The sequence below is a fragment of the Caldivirga sp. genome (assembly GCF_023256255.1).
Taxonomy (GTDB): domain Archaea; phylum Thermoproteota; class Thermoprotei; order Thermoproteales; family Thermocladiaceae; genus Caldivirga.
In genome coordinates, this window is the sequence record NZ_JAGDXD010000068.1 from 25,089 (window position 1) to 48,369 (window position 23,281).

General features: G+C 41.5%; 25 protein-coding genes and 1 tRNA gene. 18 read left to right on the plus strand and 8 right to left on the minus strand.

Annotation, left to right across the window (positions count from 1 at the left end):
• Positions 1–47: 47 nt before the first annotated feature.
• Together Q0C29_RS10525 and Q0C29_RS10530 are read right to left on the minus strand one after the other, a co-directional pair.
• On the minus strand, positions 48–1,781 hold the full coding sequence (locus Q0C29_RS10525) for a trehalase family glycosidase (protein WP_292000617.1): 1,734 nt from the start codon (positions 1,779–1,781) through the stop codon (positions 48–50).
• Between the two features lie 14 nt (positions 1,782–1,795).
• Positions 1,796–2,944: a lactate utilization protein B gene (locus tag Q0C29_RS10530; RefSeq protein WP_292000618.1), complete on the minus strand. Its 1,149-nt coding sequence runs from the start codon at positions 2,942–2,944 to the stop codon at positions 1,796–1,798.
• Between the two features lie 119 nt (positions 2,945–3,063).
• On the opposite strand from Q0C29_RS10530, the gene Q0C29_RS10535 reads away from it, so the two are divergent.
• The 13 genes from Q0C29_RS10535 (at position 3,064) to Q0C29_RS10595 (ending at position 13,326) form a co-directional block, all read left to right on the plus strand.
• Complete coding sequence (locus tag Q0C29_RS10535) at positions 3,064–3,438, plus strand: roadblock/LC7 domain-containing protein (protein WP_292000619.1); 375 nt, start codon at positions 3,064–3,066, stop codon at positions 3,436–3,438.
• A gap of 39 nt (positions 3,439–3,477) precedes the next feature.
• Positions 3,478–3,903 carry a UPF0179 family protein gene (locus Q0C29_RS10540; protein ID WP_292000620.1) on the plus strand — a complete coding sequence of 142 codons (426 nt, stop codon included), beginning with the start codon at positions 3,478–3,480 and terminating at the stop codon, positions 3,901–3,903.
• 37 nt (positions 3,904–3,940) lie between these two features.
• Entirely contained in the window at positions 3,941–4,453 is a 513-nt protein-coding gene (locus Q0C29_RS10545; RefSeq protein WP_292000621.1) for a hypothetical protein, read from the plus strand.
• A 73-nt stretch (positions 4,454–4,526) separates the two neighbouring features.
• On the plus strand, positions 4,527–4,745 hold the full coding sequence (locus Q0C29_RS10550; RefSeq protein WP_292000622.1) for a hypothetical protein: 219 nt from the start codon (positions 4,527–4,529) through the stop codon (positions 4,743–4,745).
• 64 nt (positions 4,746–4,809) lie between these two features.
• A complete protein-coding gene (locus Q0C29_RS10555) occupies positions 4,810–5,154 on the plus strand; it encodes a cupin domain-containing protein (RefSeq protein WP_292000623.1) in 345 nt (114 codons plus the stop codon).
• A 251-nt stretch (positions 5,155–5,405) separates the two neighbouring features.
• The gene (locus Q0C29_RS10560; protein WP_292000624.1) at positions 5,406–5,786 is read left to right on the plus strand and encodes an amino acid-binding protein; all 381 of its coding nucleotides are present in this window, start codon (positions 5,406–5,408) and stop codon (positions 5,784–5,786) included.
• Between the two features lie 145 nt (positions 5,787–5,931).
• A complete protein-coding gene (locus tag Q0C29_RS10565; protein WP_367173681.1) occupies positions 5,932–7,194 on the plus strand; it encodes a tRNA (N(6)-L-threonylcarbamoyladenosine(37)-C(2))-methylthiotransferase in 1,263 nt (420 codons plus the stop codon).
• Between the two features lie 73 nt (positions 7,195–7,267).
• Entirely contained in the window at positions 7,268–8,542 is a 1,275-nt protein-coding gene (locus Q0C29_RS10570) for a glycoside hydrolase family 76 protein (RefSeq protein ID WP_292000626.1), read from the plus strand.
• 57 nt (positions 8,543–8,599) lie between these two features.
• Complete coding sequence (locus tag Q0C29_RS10575; RefSeq protein WP_292000627.1) at positions 8,600–9,367, plus strand: isopentenyl phosphate kinase; 768 nt, start codon at positions 8,600–8,602, stop codon at positions 9,365–9,367.
• Between the two features lie 253 nt (positions 9,368–9,620).
• Positions 9,621–10,169 carry a hypothetical protein gene (locus Q0C29_RS10580; RefSeq protein WP_292000628.1) on the plus strand — a complete coding sequence of 183 codons (549 nt, stop codon included), beginning with the start codon at positions 9,621–9,623 and terminating at the stop codon, positions 10,167–10,169.
• A gap of 128 nt (positions 10,170–10,297) precedes the next feature.
• Positions 10,298–10,996 carry a nucleotidyltransferase family protein gene (locus Q0C29_RS10585; RefSeq protein WP_292000642.1) on the plus strand — a complete coding sequence of 233 codons (699 nt, stop codon included), beginning with the start codon at positions 10,298–10,300 and terminating at the stop codon, positions 10,994–10,996.
• A gap of 54 nt (positions 10,997–11,050) precedes the next feature.
• Positions 11,051–12,418 carry a CCA tRNA nucleotidyltransferase gene (gene cca / locus Q0C29_RS10590; RefSeq protein WP_292000629.1) on the plus strand — a complete coding sequence of 456 codons (1,368 nt, stop codon included), beginning with the start codon at positions 11,051–11,053 and terminating at the stop codon, positions 12,416–12,418.
• Between the two features lie 68 nt (positions 12,419–12,486).
• Positions 12,487–13,326: a TIM barrel protein gene (locus tag Q0C29_RS10595; RefSeq protein WP_292000630.1), complete on the plus strand. Its 840-nt coding sequence runs from the start codon at positions 12,487–12,489 to the stop codon at positions 13,324–13,326.
• Positions 13,327–13,375: 49 nt separating this feature from the next.
• On the opposite strand, the gene Q0C29_RS10600 is transcribed toward Q0C29_RS10595, so the two are convergent.
• Entirely contained in the window at positions 13,376–14,545 is a 1,170-nt protein-coding gene (locus Q0C29_RS10600) for an MFS transporter (RefSeq protein WP_292000631.1), read from the minus strand.
• Between the two features lie 124 nt (positions 14,546–14,669).
• On the opposite strand from Q0C29_RS10600, the gene Q0C29_RS10605 reads away from it, so the two are divergent.
• Positions 14,670–15,707: a hypothetical protein gene (locus Q0C29_RS10605; RefSeq protein WP_292000632.1), complete on the plus strand. Its 1,038-nt coding sequence runs from the start codon at positions 14,670–14,672 to the stop codon at positions 15,705–15,707.
• Positions 15,708–15,804: 97 nt separating this feature from the next.
• On the opposite strand, the gene Q0C29_RS10610 is transcribed toward Q0C29_RS10605, so the two are convergent.
• The 4 genes from Q0C29_RS10610 to Q0C29_RS10625 are packed head-to-tail and all read right to left on the minus strand — an operon-like array spanning position 15,805 to position 18,348.
• A complete protein-coding gene (locus Q0C29_RS10610) occupies positions 15,805–16,416 on the minus strand; it encodes a class I SAM-dependent methyltransferase (protein WP_292000633.1) in 612 nt (203 codons plus the stop codon).
• Positions 16,370–16,840, minus strand: a complete 471-nt coding sequence (locus tag Q0C29_RS10615) for a hypothetical protein (protein ID WP_292000634.1) — start codon at positions 16,838–16,840, stop codon at positions 16,370–16,372. Before Q0C29_RS10615 ends, Q0C29_RS10610 begins: the two co-directional genes overlap by 47 nt.
• A 6-nt stretch (positions 16,841–16,846) precedes the next feature.
• On the minus strand, positions 16,847–17,122 hold the full coding sequence (locus Q0C29_RS10620; RefSeq protein WP_292000635.1) for a hypothetical protein: 276 nt from the start codon (positions 17,120–17,122) through the stop codon (positions 16,847–16,849).
• A gap of 50 nt (positions 17,123–17,172) precedes the next feature.
• The gene (locus Q0C29_RS10625; protein ID WP_292000636.1) at positions 17,173–18,348 is read right to left on the minus strand and encodes an aconitase X catalytic domain-containing protein; all 1,176 of its coding nucleotides are present in this window, start codon (positions 18,346–18,348) and stop codon (positions 17,173–17,175) included.
• Positions 18,349–18,465: 117 nt separating this feature from the next.
• On the opposite strand from Q0C29_RS10625, the gene Q0C29_RS10630 reads away from it, so the two are divergent.
• The 4 genes from Q0C29_RS10630 to Q0C29_RS10645 all read left to right on the plus strand — a co-directional run bounded on the left by Q0C29_RS10630 (position 18,466) and on the right by Q0C29_RS10645 (position 22,419).
• Positions 18,466–19,776 carry a TrpB-like pyridoxal phosphate-dependent enzyme gene (locus tag Q0C29_RS10630; RefSeq protein WP_292000637.1) on the plus strand — a complete coding sequence of 437 codons (1,311 nt, stop codon included), beginning with the start codon at positions 18,466–18,468 and terminating at the stop codon, positions 19,774–19,776.
• Positions 19,777–20,102: 326 nt separating this feature from the next.
• Positions 20,103–21,140, plus strand: a complete 1,038-nt coding sequence (locus Q0C29_RS10635; protein ID WP_292000638.1) for an ion channel — start codon at positions 20,103–20,105, stop codon at positions 21,138–21,140.
• Between the two features lie 135 nt (positions 21,141–21,275).
• Entirely contained in the window at positions 21,276–22,226 is a 951-nt protein-coding gene (locus tag Q0C29_RS10640; RefSeq protein WP_292000639.1) for a hypothetical protein, read from the plus strand.
• 101 nt (positions 22,227–22,327) lie between these two features.
• A tRNA-Lys gene (locus tag Q0C29_RS10645) sits at positions 22,328–22,419 on the plus strand.
• Positions 22,420–22,655: 236 nt separating this feature from the next.
• On the opposite strand, the gene Q0C29_RS10650 is transcribed toward Q0C29_RS10645, so the two are convergent.
• Positions 22,656–23,281, minus strand: a 626-nt coding sequence (locus Q0C29_RS10650; RefSeq protein WP_292000640.1) for an MFS transporter, incomplete at its 5' end; no start/stop codon positions are given.

The following is a 23,281-nucleotide window of genomic DNA, read 5'->3' on the forward strand; positions in this document are numbered from 1 at the left end:
TTAGGCCGCGGAAATACGTAAAAATATTTACTAAGTTAAGTAAAGTTTCATAATGAACCTGTAAGCCCTAAGCTCCCCTTACCTAGTTCACTCATAACCATGTCTATCACTAGTGTTGACCAACCGAAATCAGGGGCGCCCATTGGCTCCCCATTACTACTATTATAATTCTCGCTGCAAGTCATTGATTTACCCATTACTTCAAGAACCTTATTAAGCAGCCTAGACGCCTCATTATAGTAACCATAGTTCCTTAACCCATGATACGTGAACCACACTAGGTTAATCCATGACCTACCCCTCCAGTAGCCTGCTGGGTCATAGGTTGGTTCATCAGCGCTTACGCTTGGTAATGGGAACATGGTCCAAAACTCCCTTGGATTGAACAAATGCACCACTAGTTTCTCAGCCTGCTCACCAGTGGCTATCCCACTAAATAGTGTTAGGAAGGCTGCAGGTGTCTTAACCCTGATTAACTCATGGTTTTCCTCATAAACGTCATAAAAGAAGCCGTCTTCATTATTCCACATGATTCTCCTAATTGCCCTAGCGGTTTCATCAGCCAATTCATCATAGTAGTTAGCCGCCTTAACTTCACCAAGTCTTCTAGCCAACTTAGCGATTATTCTTCTTTGAAGGTAAATTAAGCTATTTAAATCAACAGCCTCAATAGGGGCCATTGTTAATTTCCCATACTTCCCATACCGCTGCGGATTCTCATTAAACCTCCTGGTTGCTTCATCCCACCTAGGGCTATTGTCCCACCCGCTTTCCAATGGATCAAAGTAGGAGTACAAGTAGTCTGAATCCCCATCCCTTTGACTCCTGAACCATTCATCATACTTCATTAACGCATTAATAGCCCTCTTAGCGAAATCATCATCCCACTTCACTGATAAAACCCTATCAACGGCTACAGCCAACACCGGGGGTTGGGTTGTCCAAGGTGAGTAATCATCAATACCCCAGAAGGATTTACACGCCTCCTTAGACATGAATATCTCATGCGGAATCCTACCATCAGGCTTCTGATTAGTAAACAAATTCTCCAACTCCTCCATAGCCATGTTAACGTCGTAGTGGCTGAGGACTATTGAATGAAATGAGGAGTCCCAAAGCCATTGATGCTTGAAAACGTACTTACTAGGCATGTTAAAAGGCTTCCTTAAGGCTTGGTGATTAGGTACACTGCACCTATTAGTTAATATCACGTACCAGCATAGTTTAATTAAATCATCTCCATTAACATTGCTCATTAATGTGCTTAACCATAGTCTTCTCTTAGACTCAACCTGTGATTCATCGCTAAGTGCCTTATCAATATCATTAACTTGATCACCCCCTGCCGTAACTACTCTTAATTCACCATTAATGTTAATAGTCACTGCGAATCCATTATCCAGTACCTTTAAGTTAAGGGGTTGATTAGACTTAATTCTCATGAACCCACCCTCATGTTTAACATTAATTGAACCATCACTCAATTCACTAATACCACCAAAGCCCCTTACCTTGAACTCACCTTGAATGATCCCCCTATAGCCTCTTACAACATATACTGCTAAATCACCATACACTGAGGTGAATTCAAAAGAACCATTACTCCAGTACCTCCTAATTCCCCCGAAATCCCAGTAGCTCCTAAGCAATGTAGCGTTACTACCCCTTAATTCACCCTCAACGTATTCTCCGTAAAATAACTTGCTTAACCCTATGCCTGTATTACTCATTATTATTGATGTAATGTTACCTGAGATTTCAAACTTATTACTAATCCTCATGCATCAACACCCCTTCACCGCTTAGCCACTAACCTAACGTACCTTGCCTTAATCCCCTGTATTATTTCAGGAATATTAATCTTCATTGGGCATGCTTCACGACATGTACCCGCATGCATACATAACATTGCATGTGGGCCAGCCTTCTCAATACCGTAAACCACGGCTGTCCACATAACCCCCATTGGCCCCACGTAGGGGGATTCACCCCATGAACCATCTAGTGCCCTGTAGACCGGGCAGTGGAAGTGGCACCTACCACACCTAACGCAGAGTAGCGTCTCCCAAAGTAAGTCATCCTTAGATGCCTTTAATCTACCATTATCGAGGAGGACCACGTGAACCTCCCTGGGACCATGAGATGGGGAAACCCTGGTCTGCTCAACATCAGCTGTGGTTGATGGTCCAGCAACTAAGTTAACGTACGTTGGTGGGTAAAGTCCAGCATAGGCGCTTTGAACCATAACCTCCATGAAGGCGTGGTGCAGGGTTGGCACTATCTTATCAATGCCCGTTAAAACTATGTGCACCGGTGGTGATACGGTAGTGAACCTTATGTTACCCTCATTCTCAATCAGTAGCACAGCCCCAGTGTCAGCAGCAACCGCATTTGCCCCAGTTATCCCAAAGTTAGCCCTGAAGAACTTATCCCTTAAGAACCTCCTAGCGGCCTGCGCTATTTCAGATGGATCAGCCTTAACATCAACACCCAGCTTCTCCTTAATAACCCTGGCAGCCCTCTCCCTAGTCATGTGCAGTGCAGGGGCGACTATGTGAGTTGGCTTATCCCCAGTTAACTGAAGTAGGAATTCACCTAGGTCTGTTTCCCAAACCTCATTACCAATACTGATTAAGTACTCCCTAAGCCCGATTTCATTACCAACCATTGTCTTACCTAGGACTATAACATTACCCTTACCTACAATGCCACTTATTATCCTTCTGGCTTCATCGCCATCCCTTGCAAAGTAGGCCTTAGCGCCTATGGCTTCAATAGACTTAATAGTCTTATCTACGTAGTACTCTAAGTTTCTAATAACCTCCTCCTTAGCCTTCCTAAGCTCCTTAGCTAACTCAGTTACGTAAGGGTATTTATCAAGGATATTCATGGTTCTAGGCACGTTAGCATCAACGGCTCTTCTAATAGCTTCATCATACTCCATTACACACCACTAAGTAGCCTATCTAATTAGCCTTTTAAGTACTCCATATGCAATTCAATGGAGCTTAAAAGCCGCAGTACACTTGGAATGCTTAAAAATCGACAGTAGGAAGAAAATCAATGAGTGTCGCTAGTCAAAATGCCAAGGATTTATCAGAAGCCATTATGTATATTAGGAAGCAACTTAAAGGTTTATTGGGCATATATGTAGCTAGCCTCGATGGTCTTCTAATTAGTTACAATGGTGCAGGTGATCCGGATCGATGGGCCGCATTAACGGCAACGCTAGCCGCATTAGGTACTACGTATGTTAAGGAAATGTCTAACTTAACTATGGATAATCATAAGCACATGTACACTATAATACGCTCCGATAAGGGATTCATATTAAACGTTAAGCGAAATGATTACGCTTTAACCATTGTTGATAATGATCCAAGTGAGGAGGGAAAGGCCATAAGGGTACTAGATGATGCGTTAGCTAAAATAACATGATTATAAGACTTTTTAGTCTGCTGCAGCTCACTCTAAGTAGTGGCCACTGTAACGCTGATTAGTAAGCCTCAGGCAAGGGTTGGAGGAAACTTTAGGGTAATTAAAATACCTGAGGAATGCTATAAGTGTAAACTCTACAACATATGTATGGGTAGGTTAAGGCCTGGGAGGGTTTACAGAATTACTGAAGTTAGGCCGCTTAGGTATCCGTCTCCGTATAAGTGCCTACTTAATGGTGATGAAATGGTGCCTGTGGTCGTAGAGGAGGAGGACTTGATACTACCCATTAAGCTACCTTACGTTATCGAGGGTTCAATAACATTATTCGACAAGTCATGGTGCATATGTCATCCATGCCCCAGTGAGGAGGCTTTACCAAGTAGGGTAAAGGTTGTTAAAATCATTGATAAGAGGCAATGTGGCAGTGGTTGGTTCTTCCTAGTGGAGGCTAAGCCGTTGGATTAGGGTAACGTTAAGTGCAGGTTCACTCCCAGTTAACTTAATGTCAGAGGAGGTTAAGCCCATTTACGCTAAGGGCTTCTTCACAATGGATTTAAGCGGTACTGTTAGACAGTACACGGTATTCTACTATACTGACCCTAAATTCTACTACGCTAACTTATCTAAGGATGAGTATAGGAGGGAATTAAGCCTACTAAGACGCAACATGCAGCAGTTCCTTGATGAGGAGGTTATTAGGATAAATGGTGTTAGGGTTCATGCCAAGGTTGTTTACGTTAATGTTGGGTTATTAACAGTTAACTTACCCTTCATAGAGTTCCTAATAACGTTTAAGGGTTCCCTGAGGAGTGGCGTTAATAATTATGAGGACGAGTATGAGGAGGAGGTTACCGAGTACCCTTATGACATATTATGGTGGCTTCCTGGTAATGTTGTTGAAGTATCAATGGCAGGTGAAGTTAACGTTAAGGGTAATGTACTTACCGTGAAGGTTAGTGAAGGCACTAGGGTTGGCGGCAAGGAGTCAATAACTTTCATTGTTGATAATGTATAAATAATTTTCTAGTATTATATTCTCTCAAATATGGTAACGATAGCCTTATATATCGCTAAGGGAATACTAAATCATGGTCATAGCACTGTATTGCACCAACTGCAGTAGAGTAGTCATGGTATTTAAGAGGTTAAGGCCATATAGTGAAATCTGGGAACTCCTAATTAAGAGGACTGGGGGTAGATGCCCGTACTGTGGCTACAAGTTCACTCAGTTAGACATAAGGCACGCTAGCTACAGTATTGGTGATAGGGTAAGTAGGGGAATGGAAGTTGCGCTTAATCCGACTTAACGGTAACATTGGTGGGAATTAAACTAATGAATAACATTTATAACTTGGTGCTGAAGCCATAATTATGCCCCTTTACAGATTAAGCAACATAAAGGGAGAGGAGGTTAATGCATTAACAATAAGGAGGTATATTAACGGCGAAAGAATGACACTCGCACAGTTCATGTTCAAGAGAGGGGCTAGAGTTAAGAAGCATACTCACATTAATGAACAATTCTCAGTAATAGTAACAGGCAAATTAAGGTTCAGGGTAAATAATGAGGAATACATTGCTGAAGCCGGAGATGTGGTTCACATACCCTCAAACATGGAGCATGAGGTTGAAGCACTGGAGGATTCAATAGTGATAGATGTATACAGTCCAATCAGGGAGGATTGGCTTAAAGGGGAAGATAAATACCTGAGGTGAGTGCTACTAATCCAGGTTACCTACATGAGATAATGATCAGGGACTTAAACCCATGCATCCGATAATATCCCTTAATCCGCATTTAAGTTACCTTACCTTATATACTATCGAAATATAGTATCATTGTATGTAATTTTAATTCTTTAGATTTATCAATATATTTATTGATCTTTTTAATAACTGCATATAGTTAAATGCTAAAGTTAATATGATGAGCAAAAATTTATTAAATACTTAAGTATTACTAGTGTATGCTTAATAACTTAATAAGCATACATGGAAACAACCTAAGATCCCTGAACACTGTTCTTGGTGAGGTTGGTAATGTTTTTGGGCAGGTGTATAGGAGTATCTTATCCTCACCTAATGGTGTGTTCGTATTCTTTATTGCATTGCCTAATAGGCCTGGTGCCTTGGCTAGGTTAGCTTCGGCGTTGGCTGAATTAGGCCTTAACCTAACTTTAACCTACCTATACGCTATTAATGAGGAATTAGCAATGGCACTACTAATCTATGAGGCTAAGGAAGGCTACTTCCAGAAGGCAGTAGAAGCATTGAGGAGAGGAGGAGCAGTAGTAAGGGAAGCTTACGAAGTTAAGGCAATCAATAAAATCAATAGAAGTACCCCTTAGATCATTAAAGTGGAAAATCAAATAAAGCGCCTTAATCTAAGTTGCTGGTCAAGGTAAGCCAGCATTGATGATTAAACTCAGTTGGGGATTTTCATAATTGTGTTTAAAGGTTTTTAAATCGCTTATGTTTGAAGGTATTGTGCCAATGTACTATATTGAAACTTACGGCTGCTGGTTGAATAAGGCTGATTCAGAATTAATGGAGGAGGACTTAAGGAGAATCGGATACGTTAAAGTTAATGATCCTACGCAAGCTGACTTAATACTGATAAACACGTGCGCTGTTAGGGAGGATTCAGAGGTTAGGGAGCTTAAGGCTATTGAGAAGTACTCTAAGCTAGGTAAGAAACTTGTGGTGGCTGGGTGCTTAACTAAGGCAAGGCCTAGTGAAATAATGAGATTAGCCCCTAATGCGCTGCTAGTGAACCCAAGTTCAGTTGAGAATTTTGCTGAGACTTTAAGAAATGGTGGTAATTCGAGTGAACGATTAATGGTGAGGATTCCTCAACACAATGAGTTAAGCCACATTTACGTTGTCCCTATTCAAGTGGGTTGCCTTGGGAACTGCTCATACTGCATAATAAAGTACACTAGGGGTGGTATGGGCTGGGTTAGGAGTGCTGACTTAAATATGGTTAAGGAATCCATAGCCAAGGCCGTTACTAGGGGTGCTAGGGAAATTTACCTAACTGGACAGGAGATTTCAGCATACGGTAAGGATAAGGGGTACGACTTGGTTGACTTACTTGAAGCCGTATTAAGGGATGTTGATGGACGATACTTGATTAGGTTAGGAATGCTTGAGCCATTAGAGCTTGAGGGAATCATACATAGGTTAATCGATGTGATTAAGAGTGACTGGAGAATCTACAGGTTCTTCCACATACCTGTGCAAAGCGGCAGTGATAAGGTACTTAGATTAATGAAGCGTAAATACACTGTGGATTTATTTAAATGGGAAGTTGGGTTAATTAGGAGGAGTTTCCACAACTCATTCATAGCCACTGACATTATAGTTGGCCATCCTGGAGAGGAAGATGTCGACTTTCAGGATAGTGTGAGGCTAGTTAGGGAACTGAGTATTGATAAGGTACACGTTGCTAGGTATAGTCCAAGACCGTTTACTGAGGCAGCTTATATGCGTCAAATACCTGATCATATTAAGAAGCAGAGGAGCAGCTTACTGAGTAAGGTGGCTCTTGAGGTTGCGTACTCCAGGAATCTTGAGTACGTTGGTGGTACTTACGAAGGCTTAATTAGTTCAACTGGGTTTAAGGGTAAGGGGCTTATGGCCAGGTTAATGGACTATAGGCCAGTTATCGTTAATGAAGGCCGCTTAGGCTCATTTGTGAGAATTAAGATAACCGGCGCCTCATCAATAAACTTGCTTGGTAATGTGATTGAATAAACCATAAACCACCATAGGAGTTATGGATTACTAATCATTAAAAGCTTATACGCATATTCAGTAACGATAAGTTATGGCAAGTAAACTAACCTTAGCTGCTTTACTTGCAGTGGCATTAATAATATTAAGCATAGTTAACCTAAGTGATGCATCAGCATTAAGTTTAAAGGAACTATACGCCAAGAGGGCTGTAGCCACATTTAATGCGCTTCAGAGTCATTACTATATAAGTAACTTGAACTTATACGAAGGTTCTACCTGTGGAAAATACAGTTGCCTATGGACCTACTCCCAGATTTTATCAGCATTAACATACTTATCCTTGATACCTGGCCTAAGTAACTTCACTAGCCTATTTAATCAATACTACATGAGCTTAAGTTACTACTCTAATCCACTTAACCCATCATCAGGGTATGAGTCAGCAGTAACCCCGCCAATTGGCCCAGGTGGTGACACGTATTATGATGATAATGAGTGGGTTACGTTAGCCTTAATAAGAATGTACCTAGTAACTAATAATACTAGGTACTTGAAGAGGGCTGAGGAACTATTCAACTTTATAGTAAGTGGCTGGAGTACTAATGAATCATTAAAATGTCCTGGAGGAATATACTGGAGGGTTGGTGACTTATCGAGAAACACATGCTCCAATTCCCCAGCTGCTGAGGTGGCTGTTGAATTATACATGGTGACTGGTAACCCAAGTTACTTAAAGTGGGCCATTAGAATACTTAACTGGGTTAATGAATGCTTAAGATCACCCAGTGGGCTGTATTACGATCACATTAACCCAGATGGTACTATTGATGAAACAATATGGAGCTATAACCAAGGCACTACCGCAGCAGCGGCAGCGTTAATATATGAGGCAACGCACAATGAATCATACCTAATTCTAGCGGAGGAAACCGCATACGCATCATTGAGCTACTTTAGTCAAGGAGCCATATATTCACAACCCCCTGAGTTTAACGCCATATACTTCAGAAGCCTTGAAAAAGTCATCGAGGTAAGTGGTAATAGTACACTCTCTAAAATGTATTGGAATTTACTCTTAACGTACGTCAACAATACGTGGGTGACCTATAGGGATCCTGAAACTGGGTTAATAACAATGGGTCAGCCATTAAGTTCAATCAATCCTGATGATGTGGAAATATGGACTGCAGCAATGGTACAATTATACTCAATAATTGCTGGTTCACAGCAGCCAATCACATTTAAAGCAGTGGGAATAACTAAGCCAGCGCGCACCCAGTGGCCTACATTAGTCATTGCAATTACTGCTGCGGCAGTAGCCGTAGTAATCGCCTACACAGTACTAAGAGTTAAGAGGAATGATTAATCACCTTTAGTAACATTTACGGGAATTACTTAAAAGCGAAAAATCAACGTGAACGTGATGATAATAATTAAGTTAGGTGGATCAGCATTCAGTGATAAGGCTAAGCCATTATCGTTCAATGAGGAGCCGGTGCGAAACTTAGCATTACTGATTAAGAGGCATGGTGTTACACCCGTTTTAATTCATGGAGGTGGATCGTTTGCCCACCCCATTGCTAAGGCTTATGGGTTAGATAAGGGAATTAGAGATGATGCCCAGTTAATCGGTGTATCATTTACGTCACTAGCGTTAACCCTACTTAATGAGAGGATAATCTCAATATTCTCTAAGATAGGATTACCCACATACACTATAAGGACAGGGGCGGTATTTGTAAGAACACTGAGTGGACTTAGGTTAAGTAACGAAGCAGTAGACTTAACAAGAAGGCTAGTGGAGACTAAGATAGTCCCAGTGTTTTACGGTGACGTTATTCATGATCATGAATTAGGCTTCAGCATACTAAGTGGTGATGAGATAATGGTTGAGTTAGCTAAACGACTTAAGCCAAGGTACGCGTTATTCCTAATGGACGTTGAGGGAGTCTACACCGGAGGACCTAGGAAGGGTGAGTTAATTAGGGTGTTTAAACCAAGTATCCGCGTATCATACGGTAGTAGGGGGGTTGATGCCACAGGAGGTTTAATGGGTAAACTTAGGCACGCTGTTGAATTAGCTGAAATGGGGATTAAAACCTATTTATGCTCAGTAATGGATGAGGAATCCATAAGCCTAATCCTCACTGATGAGGAACCTACTAAGTGCACTAGGATTGAGGCCCAATAGTCTGTTAGTATTCCTATGTGACTGCTTTCTGATCCTTTAATGTTGCCGGTGAGGTTAGTGTGCTGTGGATTCATGGTTTCTTCAATTAACGATGAAGCTGAAGGATACTTAACAGGCTAGAAGCATTCACTAGATAAAAGAAAACAACAGAATAATGAAATACACGGGGAAAACCAAGCTCTACCTAAAGGTTAACTCCATAATGTAGGCATAGATGTAAGCTTTTAAACTGATTAAAACAATGCTTAAGCCCGTGGAGAAGGAGGAGATCATTGAGGATCTAAGTAAAATAATGGAGGAGAGGGGCTTTACCCTAAGTAAGCTTAATGATGAAGCCTATATTGCTAAGTCAGGTTCATTAAGCATGCTTATTTGGCTACCTAATGAGGATTACTTGCTCATTGATGACCCAGTTAAGTTCGTTGAAAGAATGGGATTAAATAAGGTTGATAGCATTATGGTTGTTTCATATAGGGCCTTTTACCTGGCTGATGAGGTTAGTAAACTCATTGACACTGTTAGGGTTTGGAATGGAATGTACCTTAACGTTAAGGTTTACGCAGTTGACATTTATAGGCTTGGGGAAAGGCTTGAGGAGACTCTTAACTTAGCCTTAACAACGTTCTCCTCCAAGGTTTCAAGCATTAATGAGCCTGATGGGCCATGTCCACAATGTGGATCCCAAATGCTAATTAAGTATAGGCATTCCCACAGGTCATTAATATACGAGAAGCCGGTGATTGAGGAAATACTAGTCTGCGATAAATGCATGGTTAAGATACATAGGGTTAAGGTTCAATAACCACGTAATCGTATCATTTAAGCGCTAGGCAAATAATTAAACCACCTACATTTAGATAGATTACGTGGATTCATTGCTTAAATGGAAGTAATCGTTAATAACCCTCACTAGTTCTGGATTTAATGACAATGTTTGCTGTAATACTTGCAGGTGGTTTTGGGAAGAGACTTAGGCCGCTTACTGATGATAGACCTAAGCCCCTTGTTGAGGTTGCTGGTAGGCCAATATTGGCTTGGCAAATAGATTGGTTAAGGGAACAGGGGGTTACTGATGTTGTATTAGCTGTTGGTTACCTTGGCGGTAAGATATTCGACTATGTTGGTGATGGCTCGCAATTCGGCATTAGGGTCTACTACAGTGTTGAAAAGGAGCCATTGGGGACTGGGGGTGCTGTTAGAAACGCGTTAAAGTACATTAATGATGATGGCTTCATTGTTGTTAACGGTGATATAATAACTAATTTAAGAGTAAGGAAACTCATGGATTCCCTCCAGGGGGGTGTTATTGGGGCTATTGCTTTAACACCACTTAAGAGTCCATATGGTATAGTTCAGGTTGATGAGAATGGCTTCATATTAAACTTCCAAGAGAAGCCTCAGTTACCTTACCTAATTAATGCAGGTGTATACGCATTGAAGACCTCCATAAAGGATTACTTACCGGAGAAGGGTGATATTGAGGTTCATACGTTCCCTAAGCTAGCTAGGGATAAGAAACTCGTAGGCGTTACGTATGGTGACGTTTACTGGAAGTCAATAGACACACTTAAGGATCTTGAGGAAGCCGATAAGGCGATTAATGAACAAGGCGTCTTTAATAAAAAGTAAACGCTAATTCCAGGGTTGGGTAAGGAATTAAAAAGCAACCATTGGCGAGTTAACGTGCCTAGCGTTGAGGACATTATTGAGGAGGCCCTTAGAATCGTTACCCCAAGTCAAGATGAGGTTAAGGTAATTAATGATACTGCTGCAGAAGTAATAAGTATACTTGAAGGTAAGGTACGTGAATTAGGTTTAGAGGCTGAGGTTACTTTACAGGGTTCTGTTGCCCACGGTACTTGGTTACCTGGAGATAGGGATATTGATATCTTTCTAATTTTCCCACGTAACGATAAGTACATTACTCTTGTTAAGTCAGGGGAATTAGTGAGGAATTTAGCTTCTGCATTTTCTGAAATAGGCATAAGTTGGGTTATGAATTACGCGCAACACCCGTACTTAACATTAATGTATAATGGCTTTAACATTGATGTAGTTCCATGTATAAGAATTAAGCTTGGTGAAAAACCAGTAACAGCAGCCGATAGGACTCCTCTTCACACACTTTACTTAAAGAGCAAATTAAGTGGCCTTGAGAGTGATGTTAGGTTACTTAAATTAATGATGAAGAGCATTAATGTTTATGGTGCAGAGGTTAAGGTTCAGGGCTTTAGCGGTTACTTAACAGAATTGATAACGCTAGCCTATGGTGGCTTTATGAATGTGCTTAAGGCTGCCTCAAAATGGGTTCCATTTAAAGTTAAAATAACCCTCGAGGCCCCAGGGCAAGGTAACTTTAACACACCGCTAGTGGTCATTGACCCAGTTGACCCAAGCAGAAACGCTGCTGCTGCAGTATCCCTAGACTCTATGGCAACATTCATAGCTGCATCCAAGCACTTCCTCAGGAAACCAAGCATGGCTTTCTTCACCAGCGGTATGCAATCACCCGCAGCATCACTGACACTGCCAACACCGACACTAGTCATGTATGGGGAGTACCCTAAGGGTTACGTTGAAGACATTGTCTGGGGTCAATTGAGGAGGATGGCGTCAACCATATGGAGCACTGTAAGTAATAGTGGTTTCAAACCAGTTGACATGGGTCTCTATACACCGCAGGATAAGTACATTGTAGTAATGCTTACGGTTGAGGAACCTGAGTTACCAGAATATGAGGTTCACGTGGGTCCTCCTGTTTGGACTAGTGAAGCTGATGTATTTATTGAGAAATACATTAACGCTAGTAATATTGTGGGCCCATTCATAAGGGATGGCAGATGGTTCGTAATTAGGCCTAGAAGAACTAGAAGCATCAAGGATGCAGTCATTAAGGAGCTTAAGACCGTTAGAAGTAGTGTTGTAAAGGATTCCCTACTTAAAGGTAAAATAATGATTCTTAACAATACTGCTCAAGTTAATGAGTTACCAGTTGAGTTGAGGAATATCGCACTAGCATTCATGAGCAAGAAGCCTCATTGGCTTGTTTAATGACTTAGTAATGCTTAAGATCGCGGCTCAGGCAAAAATAATTAAAGCATAATGCCTGCCTCACTTAAATGGCTAAAGTTTACGTAGGCCCTGCTGGAATACCAATAGGCTTAAAGGGTAAGAGAAGCACATTAGATGGAATCAAGTACGTTAAGGACGTTGGGCTAAATGCCATGGAGATTGAGTTCGTTAGAGGAGTTAGGATGAGTGTGGCTGATGCTGAAAATGCTGGAAAATTAGCTAAGGAAATTGGGGTTAGATTATCTATTCACGCACCATACTTCATAAACCTATGCAGTGATAAGAACAGTACCGTTGAGGCAAGCATTAAGAGGCTTATGGAATCCCTGGAGAGGGGTGAGGCAATGGGGGCCACGGTGGTTGTCTTTCACCCAGCGTACTACGGTAAATTAGGGCCGGAGGGATGCTATAATGCTGTTAAGGAGTCTGTGATTAAGATTATTGAATTAATGGGTAAGGAGGGGATCAGTCACGTTAAACTAGGCCTGGAGGTAATGGCTAGGAGGAACCAGTTCGGTGGGCTTGAGGAGACATTCAGGCTTGTTAAGGAGGTTAATAACCCTCAGGTAGTAGCTGTGGTGGATTGGGGGCATGTATATGCGAGAAATGGGGGTAACATAGATTATAGGGCTATATTAAGCATGTGGAGGGAGTATTTCGGTAATCAACCAATGCACACTCACTTCACTGCAGTTAAGTATCGGAATGGAGAATGGATTGATGAACATGAACCAATAGACACTAATAACCCACCCTTTGAACCATTGGCGCAGGAATTAGCTAAGGAGGATGTGGAAGTCACAATAATATGTGAATCCCCCCTGTTAGAGCAGGACGCATTGAAAATGAAGGATATGCTACTTAGGTATGGGAACATCATAGCTTAGGTAATTAATCTCAATTAACGGCCGCATGGCTAGTAAGAGTAGCTTACATTTAGTGAAGTTGCCTAGTCATGCTGGTTAACCTGCGGTTAATCCTAAATAAGCCTAAGTAAATTACTGAGGCGGCTAAGGCTGGGGATGATAGTGACTGCCATAGTAGGAATGGGTTATTAATCATGTACTGCATAGCCTCACTAGATATGACTGAGCCCATGGTTCTACCAATATTGGAGACTAACCCAAAAACACCCATATACTGACCCCTCTTATCACTCTCAGCCATATTCATAGCTATCGCCAGCACTATGGGTGAAACAATGATTTCTCCGGTAGTTACTAGGGCTATGTCGAGTAGTGCCTCGTATATGTTACTTATGATGAATATTAAGCTATACGAGAAGTAGTATATTAATGAACCATACACTAACCAGTACCTCACATCCCTTCTTGATAGAAAGTTGCCAACTTTATCCTGTAGAACCACAACCATGAAGCCATTAAGTGCATACACTAGTCCTATGTCGGAGATCTTAATATTTTTCACAACATTGTAGTATGTGGTTAAGGCGAAGCCAAGCAACCCCATTGTTGAGAAGAGAAGCATTGTTGGTATTAGGAATAGGGCGAAGGGGACATTAACCTTAATTAATTTAAATGACACTATCCTCCTTTCTAATCCCCTTAGCATTAGTATTAATGGTGTAGAGGCCAATGCCATTAATGCAGTTATTAAAAATACGTAACCATAACCCAGGTAATACATTACATAGCCACTTATTAATGGGCCCAATGCCCAACCAGCATTAGCCCCCACTCTAATTCTGGAGTATGCTTTAATTAAGTTACCTAACCCCTTCTCAAGATCACCGACAATTGTTGAACTGGCTACTGCAAACATACTATTGAATAATGACTGAGTTAACAATAGCACCATCACCACTATGACGTTGAACTTTATTAAGAAGTATGTTAACAAGAGAACTATAACTGACCCGACATTACCAATAATCATCAACTTAACTCTACCCAGAATATCCGTTAAGACACCGCCAATTACCTGTGAGATTGTGTTAATGAGCATTTGCGCGCTGTAGTAAATGCCGATTAACCAGAACGGTAAACCTAACTTATATAGTATTAGGCCAATGTAGGGCCAGATAAGTGAAAAGCCAAGTGCCCTCATCCCGTTAAGTAAGGCTATCTTATTTATTGTTGAACTCACTTTAATCCTTAAACCTCGTTACATTTAAAGTATTTAACACATGAGTGCAATGAGGTAAGCTACATCGGATTAATTACTCATCACTTAGTTTAAAGCATTTAAAGGCATATTAGATCCTTGGGCAATGATAGTGAGCTTAAGCGTTGAAGAGGAGAATGGTGTCTCAGCCACCATTAACTTAATGCCAGTAACCTTAATTACTGGAACTCCAGGTTCAGGTAAATCTAGGTTAATTAACATACTTTGGAGCACATTCTCCAACATAGGTGGTAATGTTAAGGCTAAGATTAATTGGCTTGGTAAGGTTAGCATAATGGTTAGGGCTAGGATTAGTAATGAGATAGCCGGTAAGATCACTGGGCTAGAGCTAAAGGATACTGAGGCTCACTTAGAGTACATAATTGAGCATAATGGTAGATCACTTAGGCAGATTATTAAAACCAGGGACAAGACTTTACTGGTTACTGAGGCTGATGATTCAAGGTCCATGATTACTCATCCCATTGAAGCCCCTGTCACTGATGCATGGAACTTGGCTGGTGAAGACACCTTAAGGGTGCCTGAAGGGGAGGCGTCAGTGCTAATAAGTAGTAATGAGGAAGTTTTAGAATCATCTAGGGCTTTAATGAATCTAATTAGGAGTGAGTTATTGAACCATAAGGTTCACATGCTTGGCCCCTACTTCGAATATGAGAGTAAGGACCAGTCCTTAAGCCATGTTGAGAGCCTTGGGAAGAATGGGGAAGGGGCTATTAGAGCCTTAGCTGAGATTTTCATGAATCCTAAGTTTGATAGTGACGTTGGGTTACTTAGGAAAGCTATGGCTAAGCTTGGCTATAGATCCATCAGGGTTGGTTTATTCAATGGAAGTTTAACCTTGGGTTTTAGGGATAATAAAGGTATCTACAGGATTGGGGCTCAATTACCATGCCACCTTAGAACAATCCTAGCTGTCTCAACTCAGGTCATACTAATGAATAGGGGTGATATACTCCTAGTGGATAACCTGGATTACTGCATGAGCAATGAAACATGGGATGTCTTAATGAGTCTTCTGGCTGACTTAGCTAGGGATAAGTACATTATCGCTGAGGTTCATAATTATGAATTAGTTAGACGCATCAACTTAAGTAATGCAGTGTATTCTGTAGTGTCTACGTGAGGAAAGTTAAGCCTAGTTGAAACTCAGTTTAAACATAATAACATAGGTAATACACCAATAATTAAGTGCATTCCACTAAGGTGGTTTAATGGCTTAGTTAATCTCCCTTTACAGCTAAGACTAGGTAATTAACCCTACGTCCAATGTGCACCTCAGTAGTGAATATGACCTTTAGGTTCACTGATACTTCACCATCTAATTCACCCTTAGTGAATAAGTGGTAATATCTTTCAACAGGTTCCTTAAGGCCCCATGACCACTTAATAATCCTATCGCAATTAGCTTCACCACAACCCCACACAGTAGCTAAGAATACTCCATTATTCTTCAGTACCCTCTTAGCCTCAGTGTAGGCTAATTCCCTATCATCCCTATTTAAGTGGTGAAGCATTGCAATGGTCATGTAAAGATCCACTGATGATGATCTGAAGGGTAATAATCTAGCATCACAATTAACGTATTCAACCGCACCGCCTAATTCATCATGAAGGTTCTTAACCATGTTGTATGCCACGTCGCAAGCCACGTATGCTTTATGATGAATTACTGAGACTGCATAACGCGTATTAGAACCATTACCGCAGCCGGCATCGAGAACCACATCATATTGCCTAACCGGTAGTTTATCGAATACTGTTACCCATGGACTCCTCCTTGATTCCCTATAAACCCCTGCTATCTTCTCGTACGCCTCCTTTACCTCCCTCATTGAGCCATTCATAACTACTTAGATTAATCACCTTCCCGTACTTTAAAACATTAATCACGTTCATTAATATTAACCCAGCCACTATATGTTTACACACTTTACCATTAATCATGTTACGTTCACAAGTGCACTTAGCCCCATACTTACCCACTATGGTGTAGTAGTATTCGTTTCTTCTACTATCCGAGGAGAACCTCAACCTAACCCCAGTCACCTCCTCACCGTTATCAAATATCCTTATTATTTCTGCCCTTGTTGGCTTGTTTACCTCGCCCTCTAGTTGAAATTCCCTTGACTTAATGTTATCCGAGAGCCAGTAGTATACGTCAATTACCCAATTTAGGCTAACACCTAGTCTATTTGAAAGCTCAAGTAGGAATGCTCTCATCTTCTTTGCGTAATCTTCACTGGCGTTAATCTCCACCACTAATCACCTATCCTTTGGGGAATTATTAATACTTTTAGCGTTCTCCCTCCTAGCCATAGCCTTAACCGAGTACATTAGGTACTTCTTATACAGTTTCCTAGCTAAGGCCTTCTCAATAGGCTTACCCACGTCTTCAGCCTCAACTTCATTAACGGCCTCCTCCGCATCAACCATCACGTATATTCCGCATTTACTACACCCAATAACTATTACATCAAGCCTACTGAACATTACTAACCTACTCCCACAGTAGGGGCACTTGTACCTAAGTAGTACCACGACCCTGTACTCCCTGTTCTTTTAAAAGACTTATATGTAAAAATAAGGAATCAATAGTTACTTAGTTCATTCTCTAAACAATCCTCGATGCTGCATGGCATGGCGTTAACATTAACCAACCTAGGCAGGTAAAATATTGCCTTAGATGATGACGTTGCTACCCTCCTAATGCCTAATCCCTGAAGTATTGGTGACACCATGGGGCAAGTATCAGTGATTAAATATACATTAGCCTCCCTAAGCCTATTAATTAGTTCAGGGCTTAGTGAACTTTTAATGAACCTTGAGGTTGACACTATAAGCGGCTTCATGAGCTTCCTATATCCATGCCTCTCAAGAACCCTAACAATACTCATTACTTCCTCTAGGTTTGCATGAGGGCACCCTATGAATAATGCATCGTAGTCACTGGGTTGTTCATACCTTAACTCGGCTTCATCAATGATTATGAAATCAGGCTTATCAACCATCCCTAAGTACCTACGCCAATTCGGGTTAACACCCTTAATTACCGCAAGTGGGGTGGGTGAGTAGGTTGCATAGCTGGCTAAGAATGACTTAAGCAGTTGCTTATCCCAACCATCATAATCAATGAATGGTACTTCACCTTTTAATTTACCTGCAGTAACCCTCCCAAGTAACCCAGCCTTAACTGGAGTGAGCTTAGCATTAACCTTCACAATAACTTTAGGTATCCTGTTCTCCTCAACATAAAGCCCAAACCTAGGTACCTTACCGGCTATGGCCACTATTATTGTGAATGGCCCAGGAAGCTTCTCCGTATATGCATCATTAACCGAGTTAATGTAAGCTATTGCGTTTGATTCACCCCACGCATGTATTGAACCCGGCTGAGGCTTAATGAACTCGTAGGGGGAACAGGTTAACCATAGGCTAGCCCCCATTTTACTTAAGTAATCAACTATCTCCATCTGCTTCTTAACAAAACCCTCATTAACGGGTAAATTCAAGTTACCGTACTCCACCCCAGCTGGATTAACGGTAGTGAAGACCCTGAACCTAGCCCCACTGCTTGAAATGTCCCTTAGGAATTCTAGTCCAGCTTCACCAATTGTTAGGTAGCTAACGCCACTAACGTGCACCGTGTCAACGTCAAGTAGCCTATCGGCCTTTACAGCCTCACCAACCTTAATAACTGTTTCAAGGGCCTTAGCCAAGCACCCACCCTCCCTAAGTAACCTCTCATCTTCACTACTAACGTACACCCTACTAAGCCGGTTAAACCGCTTTAAAAACCCTCACCCACTGATCATCCTATGCTGCGGATTCCCGGGTTTATGCTTATAAACTAAGCTGACCTATACCCTATAGGTGGTCACTATTTGGGTAAGTCACTAAGCCAGTACAGGATAGACCTACCTCCAGATGAAATCCCAGACCACTGGTACAATATCCTCGCTGACCTTCCTGAGCCACTCCCACCTCCTCAGGATCCTGATAATGGAAGGAGACTCGAGTTGCTTAAGAGGGTCATACCCTCTGAGCCCCTTAGGCTTGAGTCCTCCACGGAGAGGTTCATTAAGATGCCTGAGGAGGTGCGTGAGAGGTATCTTCAAGTTGGTAGGCCAACACCATTGATTAGGGCCAGGAGGTTTGAGGAGTACTTGAATGCCCCAGTTAAAATATACCTTAAGATGGAGGGCTACACGTACACTGGAAGCCATAAGGTTAATTCAGCGTTAGCCTGGGTCTATTATGCTCTTAAGGATGGGGCGAACCTAGTGACTACTGAGACTGGAGCTGGGCAATGGGGTGCTGCAGTTGCCTTGGCGGCTGCATTATTTAAGGTCAAGGCCCACGTATTCATGGTTAGGGCAAGCTATAATGCTAAGCCACTTAGGAGGTTCCAAATGCAAATGTATGGTGCCGAGGTTCACGCAAGCCCAAGTGAATTAACGGAATTCGGGAGGAAGCTCCTCAGGGAGAATCCTAATCACCCAGGTAGCCTAGGTGTGGCTATAACTGAAGCAGCAGAGTACGCACTTAGTAATAATGGTAAGTACGTTGTGGGCAGCGTCATAAACACGGACATAATGTTTAAGACCATTGCCGGACTTGAAGCTAAAAAGCAACTTGAACTGATAGGTGAGGATCCGGATGTAATGATAGGGGTAGTGGGTGGTGGTAGCAATTGGGGTGGCGCATTTTACCCATTCATGGGTGATGAGCTTAGGAACGGGAAGGTTAGGCGGAGGTATATTGCGGTAGGCGCCTCTGAGGTGCCTAAGGTTACTAGGGGTGTTTATAAGTATGATGACCCAGACACCGGTAGGGTTCTACCACAGTTGAAGATGTACACTATAGGCTCAGACTTCATTCCACCGCCAATTTACGCTGGTGGACTTAGGTATCATGCGGTTGCCCCAACATTATCATACCTAATGAATAAGGGTTACGTGGAGGGAAGGGATTATGACCAGGACACCGTATTTAAGATGGCTCAAGTCTTTGCCCAGGTGGAGGGCTACATACCAGCTCCAGAGACTGCCCATACATTACCTATAATTAAGGAGATTGCTGATGAGGCTAAGAGAACTGGTGAAAGGAAGACAATACTGGTAAGCTTCAGTGGCCATGGTCTACTGGACTTGGGTAACTTCGCAGATGTACTAGGGTTCGGGAAGACCCAGTAGTAAAACTAGTCCCCTAGTCATGGTTTATTCCTCGATCATACCTAGTAATGTAAGGCATATTGGTTCTTACAGGTACTTAACGAAATGTTTAAAAGGCCCATAAAGTAATGCCCTTGACGCACCGCCCGCGTGGAACGCCGCAGATCCCGGGTTCAAATCCCGGCGGCCGCATCACTTTTCCTTTCCCGTCACCTAAACCACCGGTTAATCCTAAGGTACTTTATTATTCGAAAACTCATCACATTAAATAACCCCTACGTTATATTCCCTAACTAACAAGATTGTTAAAACATTTATTGGTTTAAAAATAACCAGCATAGGGTACTATGCCTATTATACAATTGAACACGTATAGGCTAATGAAGAGAATCAGGAGGGCGTTAAGGAGCTTAGTAATGTACGTCATATTAATGTTTATACTAGTGCTATTCCTTGGGGCATTAAGTATTTACCTAGTTGAACATGGCCATAATCCCAGCATTAGGAATTTCTTTGATGCTGTCTGGTTCGTCATGGAGACCATAACCACTGTGGGTTATGGAGATATTGTTCCTCAAACCACCATAGGTAAGGTTGTGGATATGGTTATAATGCCGGTTGGTATAGCTGTAATAAGCATATTAACCGCGTCAATAGCCACGTTATTAACTGAAAGAGCTATGGAGAGAGCAAGCGGTGTTAGACCGGTTAGTAGAGGGAATCACATAATTATTTTAGGTGAACCAGAGAGGGCGATTAATTTAATTAAGGCTTTAATTAAACTAATGGAGGATTCAGGTAAACTAATTGATATAGTCTACGTTAGTGACCTAGATAAGCCTCCTAACTTACCTAAGGATGTCGACTTCATTAGAGGTAACCCAACGCTTAAGGATACGTTAATTCGAGCTAAGGTTGATAAGGCAGCAGTATTAATAATCCTACCCCAGGGGGACTCCGATTCAGCCGATGCTAAAACACTTATGGAAGTTATAGTGGCTAGAAGCATTAATCCAAGCATTTACATAATAGCTGAGCTTCTTAATGAGAGTAATGCAGAATATGTACTCAAGGCTGGAGCTAATGAGACTATTGCCGTAGGTTCATTAACAACAGTTGCCATAGCGACTGAAGCCATTTATAAGGGATCATTAAAGGCAATAATGAGGCTCCTTAGGGGAAATAGTGAAATTTCAGTAATAAGTTCAAGTGAATATGCCGGGTTAAGCTTTAAGGATGCGCTAATTAAGGTAAGAGAACGAGAAGCAGGGATACTCATCGGTATCTTAAGGAATAATGAAGTATTAATAAATCCTAGTGATGAATTCGTCATAGAATCAAGCGATGAATTAATAGTAATTAAATCAGTTAAGGCACTTAAATAATCACTGCATCATAATGCGGCCATTATGGAGCTAAGTTCCTCCTTAACATAGGGAAGCACTTGAGCATAATGCGTATGGTAGGTATTAATTATTGAAGAAACCTTTTAAATATGCACTCCTGAACTTATAAGTATTATGAACATTAGATACTTAATTCTAGCCGCTGCGACTCTCATTGTATTAGTTATCTTCATTACTTTCATTAACATTAAGCACACTGAATTAACAAGAGGCAGGATCCTAATTTGGATTGAACCATGGATGCCTAACACAACGATACCTAGATGGGCCTTAGCTGGTATTGTCACGGTTTATTACTGTGGTACTGATGTGATGTGCCTTGAGACGCTGAATAATTCCCTGGCATTAATCAAGTATTACCTAAATATTAGCCAACCAGTCTTCATAGCGCTGTACCCAACTTACTGGACTTATAGAGGAAGGTTAAATAACCCAGTTTACTTCAACTACAGTTACTTAACTCACATTGTGAATTACCTGAAGGTAATTGACCCAAGTGGTAAGGGGTTAATGATAGGATTCAGTGAACAGTGGGGTTGCCTACAATCCCTCAACTGCGAAGCAGCATTAGTGAACACATACCACATGCTTGAGAGGGAATTCCCTGAGGCTGGGTTTTACTACTATGATTGCTGCATTGATGTCAATACAATGATTAATTTCGCTAAGGAGGCCAATGTAACTATACTGGGTTACGATATTTACTCCTACGTACATAAAGGGAACATGGTTTACGTTAATCCATCCTTATTAAGTAATCTTAGAATAGTGAAGCAACATGGGTTTACGTTAATCGTGGGAGAGATTGGGTTCAGAGTATGTGATGCGAATGCTTGGTATAATCCATCTCAGGCAAATCCTGGCATACTTATTAAGTACAACTGTACTGCTCCAGCGTTATACCTGGCTGAGGTACTTAACCAGGTAAGTGAATTGGAACCAGCCTACATAGGCATATGGGCTTGGGATGACTGCTGTGGATTTGGTGTAAGTCAGAATCCATTGATGATAAATGTACTAAGGGATTACGTGGAGAACACTACCTATTACCCATTAACCAGCTAGTTAATGCCACTGTCTTACTATGGTTTATGATGATAATTAAGCGGATTCATGATTAACATTGAGATAAACTTATAAGATACCTAAACCCCGAGTTTAGGCAAGGGCCCGTAGCTCAGCCAGGTTAGAGCGGCGGGCTTTTAAGGTGATAACCGAAGCAACCCGTAGGGCGTGGGTTCGAATCCCACCGGGCCCGTTACTTTTCCGCATTCTCACTAAACTCATTCATGCAAATGTTGATTACCATGCCTTACACAATTACTACACTTAGTGATAAATGATTAATCACAATGGCTGAGCCCTCAGTTAACGCTCCAAAGCAATAGTCTCTAATCTAAAATAGGATAATCGTATTTTAACAATACACCTTATGAAGTTAATGATATAGTTAGGCAAATTAGTTAAAAACTTATTTAAAAAGCTTAAAGATTTTTAACTAACTGGTATTAGTTCCTCCTCTGAAACCTCCTCTAAGTCTATATGCTTAGGTTCCTTTAATAGGATTGATATTAATGCTCCAGCAATCGCGGCTATTGCATATATTATTAAGATACCCTTAACCCCAATTATAGCTTGAAGTGTTGGAAAGAGCAGTGTGGCTATGGCGGCTCCTACCTTACCTGCTGCCGCAGAGATACCGTGACCAGTAGTTCTACGTGATGTTGGGTAAACCTCAGCTGGTATTACGAAGGTTGTGGTGTTTGGGCCGAAGTCTATGAAGAAGAATGTTAATGCATATATCGCTAGAGCATAGCTGGCTGGTATTATAAAGCCTAATATCTTCGTGCCCTGTGTTATCATTAAATTAGTCACAATTAAGTAGAGTGTAGCCATCATTGAGAAGCCCAAGATTTGTATAGTCTTCCTACCAAGCCTATCCATCAATGCTGCAGCTAAGAAGTAGCCTGGAAAACCCACTAGGAATGGTAAACCACTTGCTATAATCTCCTTAACAACCTGTTCCTGTACTGGTAAACTACTACTTATTGGTATGAATGTTGATACTATTGGGCCTGAGTATATTCCTGAACCGTAGTAGGCTATGTCCATTAGGAACC

What these genes read in the sequence shown, in the direction of transcription:
- Q0C29_RS10595 (WP_292000630.1), top strand. Translation starts at nt 12,487, where the DNA reads ATGGCTAAAGTTTACGTAGGCCCTGCTGGAATACCAATAGGCTTAAAG.
- Q0C29_RS10565 (WP_367173681.1), top strand. Translation starts at nt 5,932, where the DNA reads ATGTACTATATTGAAACTTACGGCTGCTGGTTGAATAAGGCTGATTCA.
- Q0C29_RS10550 (WP_292000622.1), top strand. Translation starts at nt 4,527, where the DNA reads ATGGTCATAGCACTGTATTGCACCAACTGCAGTAGAGTAGTCATGGTA.
- Q0C29_RS10575 (WP_292000627.1), top strand. Translation starts at nt 8,600, where the DNA reads ATGATAATAATTAAGTTAGGTGGATCAGCATTCAGTGATAAGGCTAAG.
- Q0C29_RS10585 (WP_292000642.1), top strand. Translation starts at nt 10,298, where the DNA reads ATGTTTGCTGTAATACTTGCAGGTGGTTTTGGGAAGAGACTTAGGCCG.
- Q0C29_RS10555 (WP_292000623.1), top strand. Translation starts at nt 4,810, where the DNA reads ATGCCCCTTTACAGATTAAGCAACATAAAGGGAGAGGAGGTTAATGCA.
- Q0C29_RS10570 (WP_292000626.1), top strand. Translation starts at nt 7,268, where the DNA reads ATGGCAAGTAAACTAACCTTAGCTGCTTTACTTGCAGTGGCATTAATA.
- Q0C29_RS10560 (WP_292000624.1), top strand. Translation starts at nt 5,406, where the DNA reads ATGCTTAATAACTTAATAAGCATACATGGAAACAACCTAAGATCCCTG.
- Q0C29_RS10525 (WP_292000617.1), bottom strand. Translation starts at nt 1,781, where the DNA reads ATGAGGATTAGTAATAAGTTTGAAATCTCAGGTAACATTACATCAATA.
- Q0C29_RS10610 (WP_292000633.1), bottom strand. Translation starts at nt 16,416, where the DNA reads ATGAGGGAGGTAAAGGAGGCGTACGAGAAGATAGCAGGGGTTTATAGG.
- Q0C29_RS10535 (WP_292000619.1), top strand. Translation starts at nt 3,064, where the DNA reads ATGAGTGTCGCTAGTCAAAATGCCAAGGATTTATCAGAAGCCATTATG.
- Q0C29_RS10635 (WP_292000638.1), top strand. Translation starts at nt 20,103, where the DNA reads ATGCCTATTATACAATTGAACACGTATAGGCTAATGAAGAGAATCAGG.
- Q0C29_RS10530 (WP_292000618.1), bottom strand. Translation starts at nt 2,944, where the DNA reads ATGGAGTATGATGAAGCTATTAGAAGAGCCGTTGATGCTAACGTGCCT.
- Q0C29_RS10545 (WP_292000621.1), top strand. Translation starts at nt 3,941, where the DNA reads ATGTCAGAGGAGGTTAAGCCCATTTACGCTAAGGGCTTCTTCACAATG.
- Q0C29_RS10640 (WP_292000639.1), top strand. Translation starts at nt 21,276, where the DNA reads ATGAACATTAGATACTTAATTCTAGCCGCTGCGACTCTCATTGTATTA.
- Q0C29_RS10605 (WP_292000632.1), top strand. Translation starts at nt 14,670, where the DNA reads ATGATAGTGAGCTTAAGCGTTGAAGAGGAGAATGGTGTCTCAGCCACC.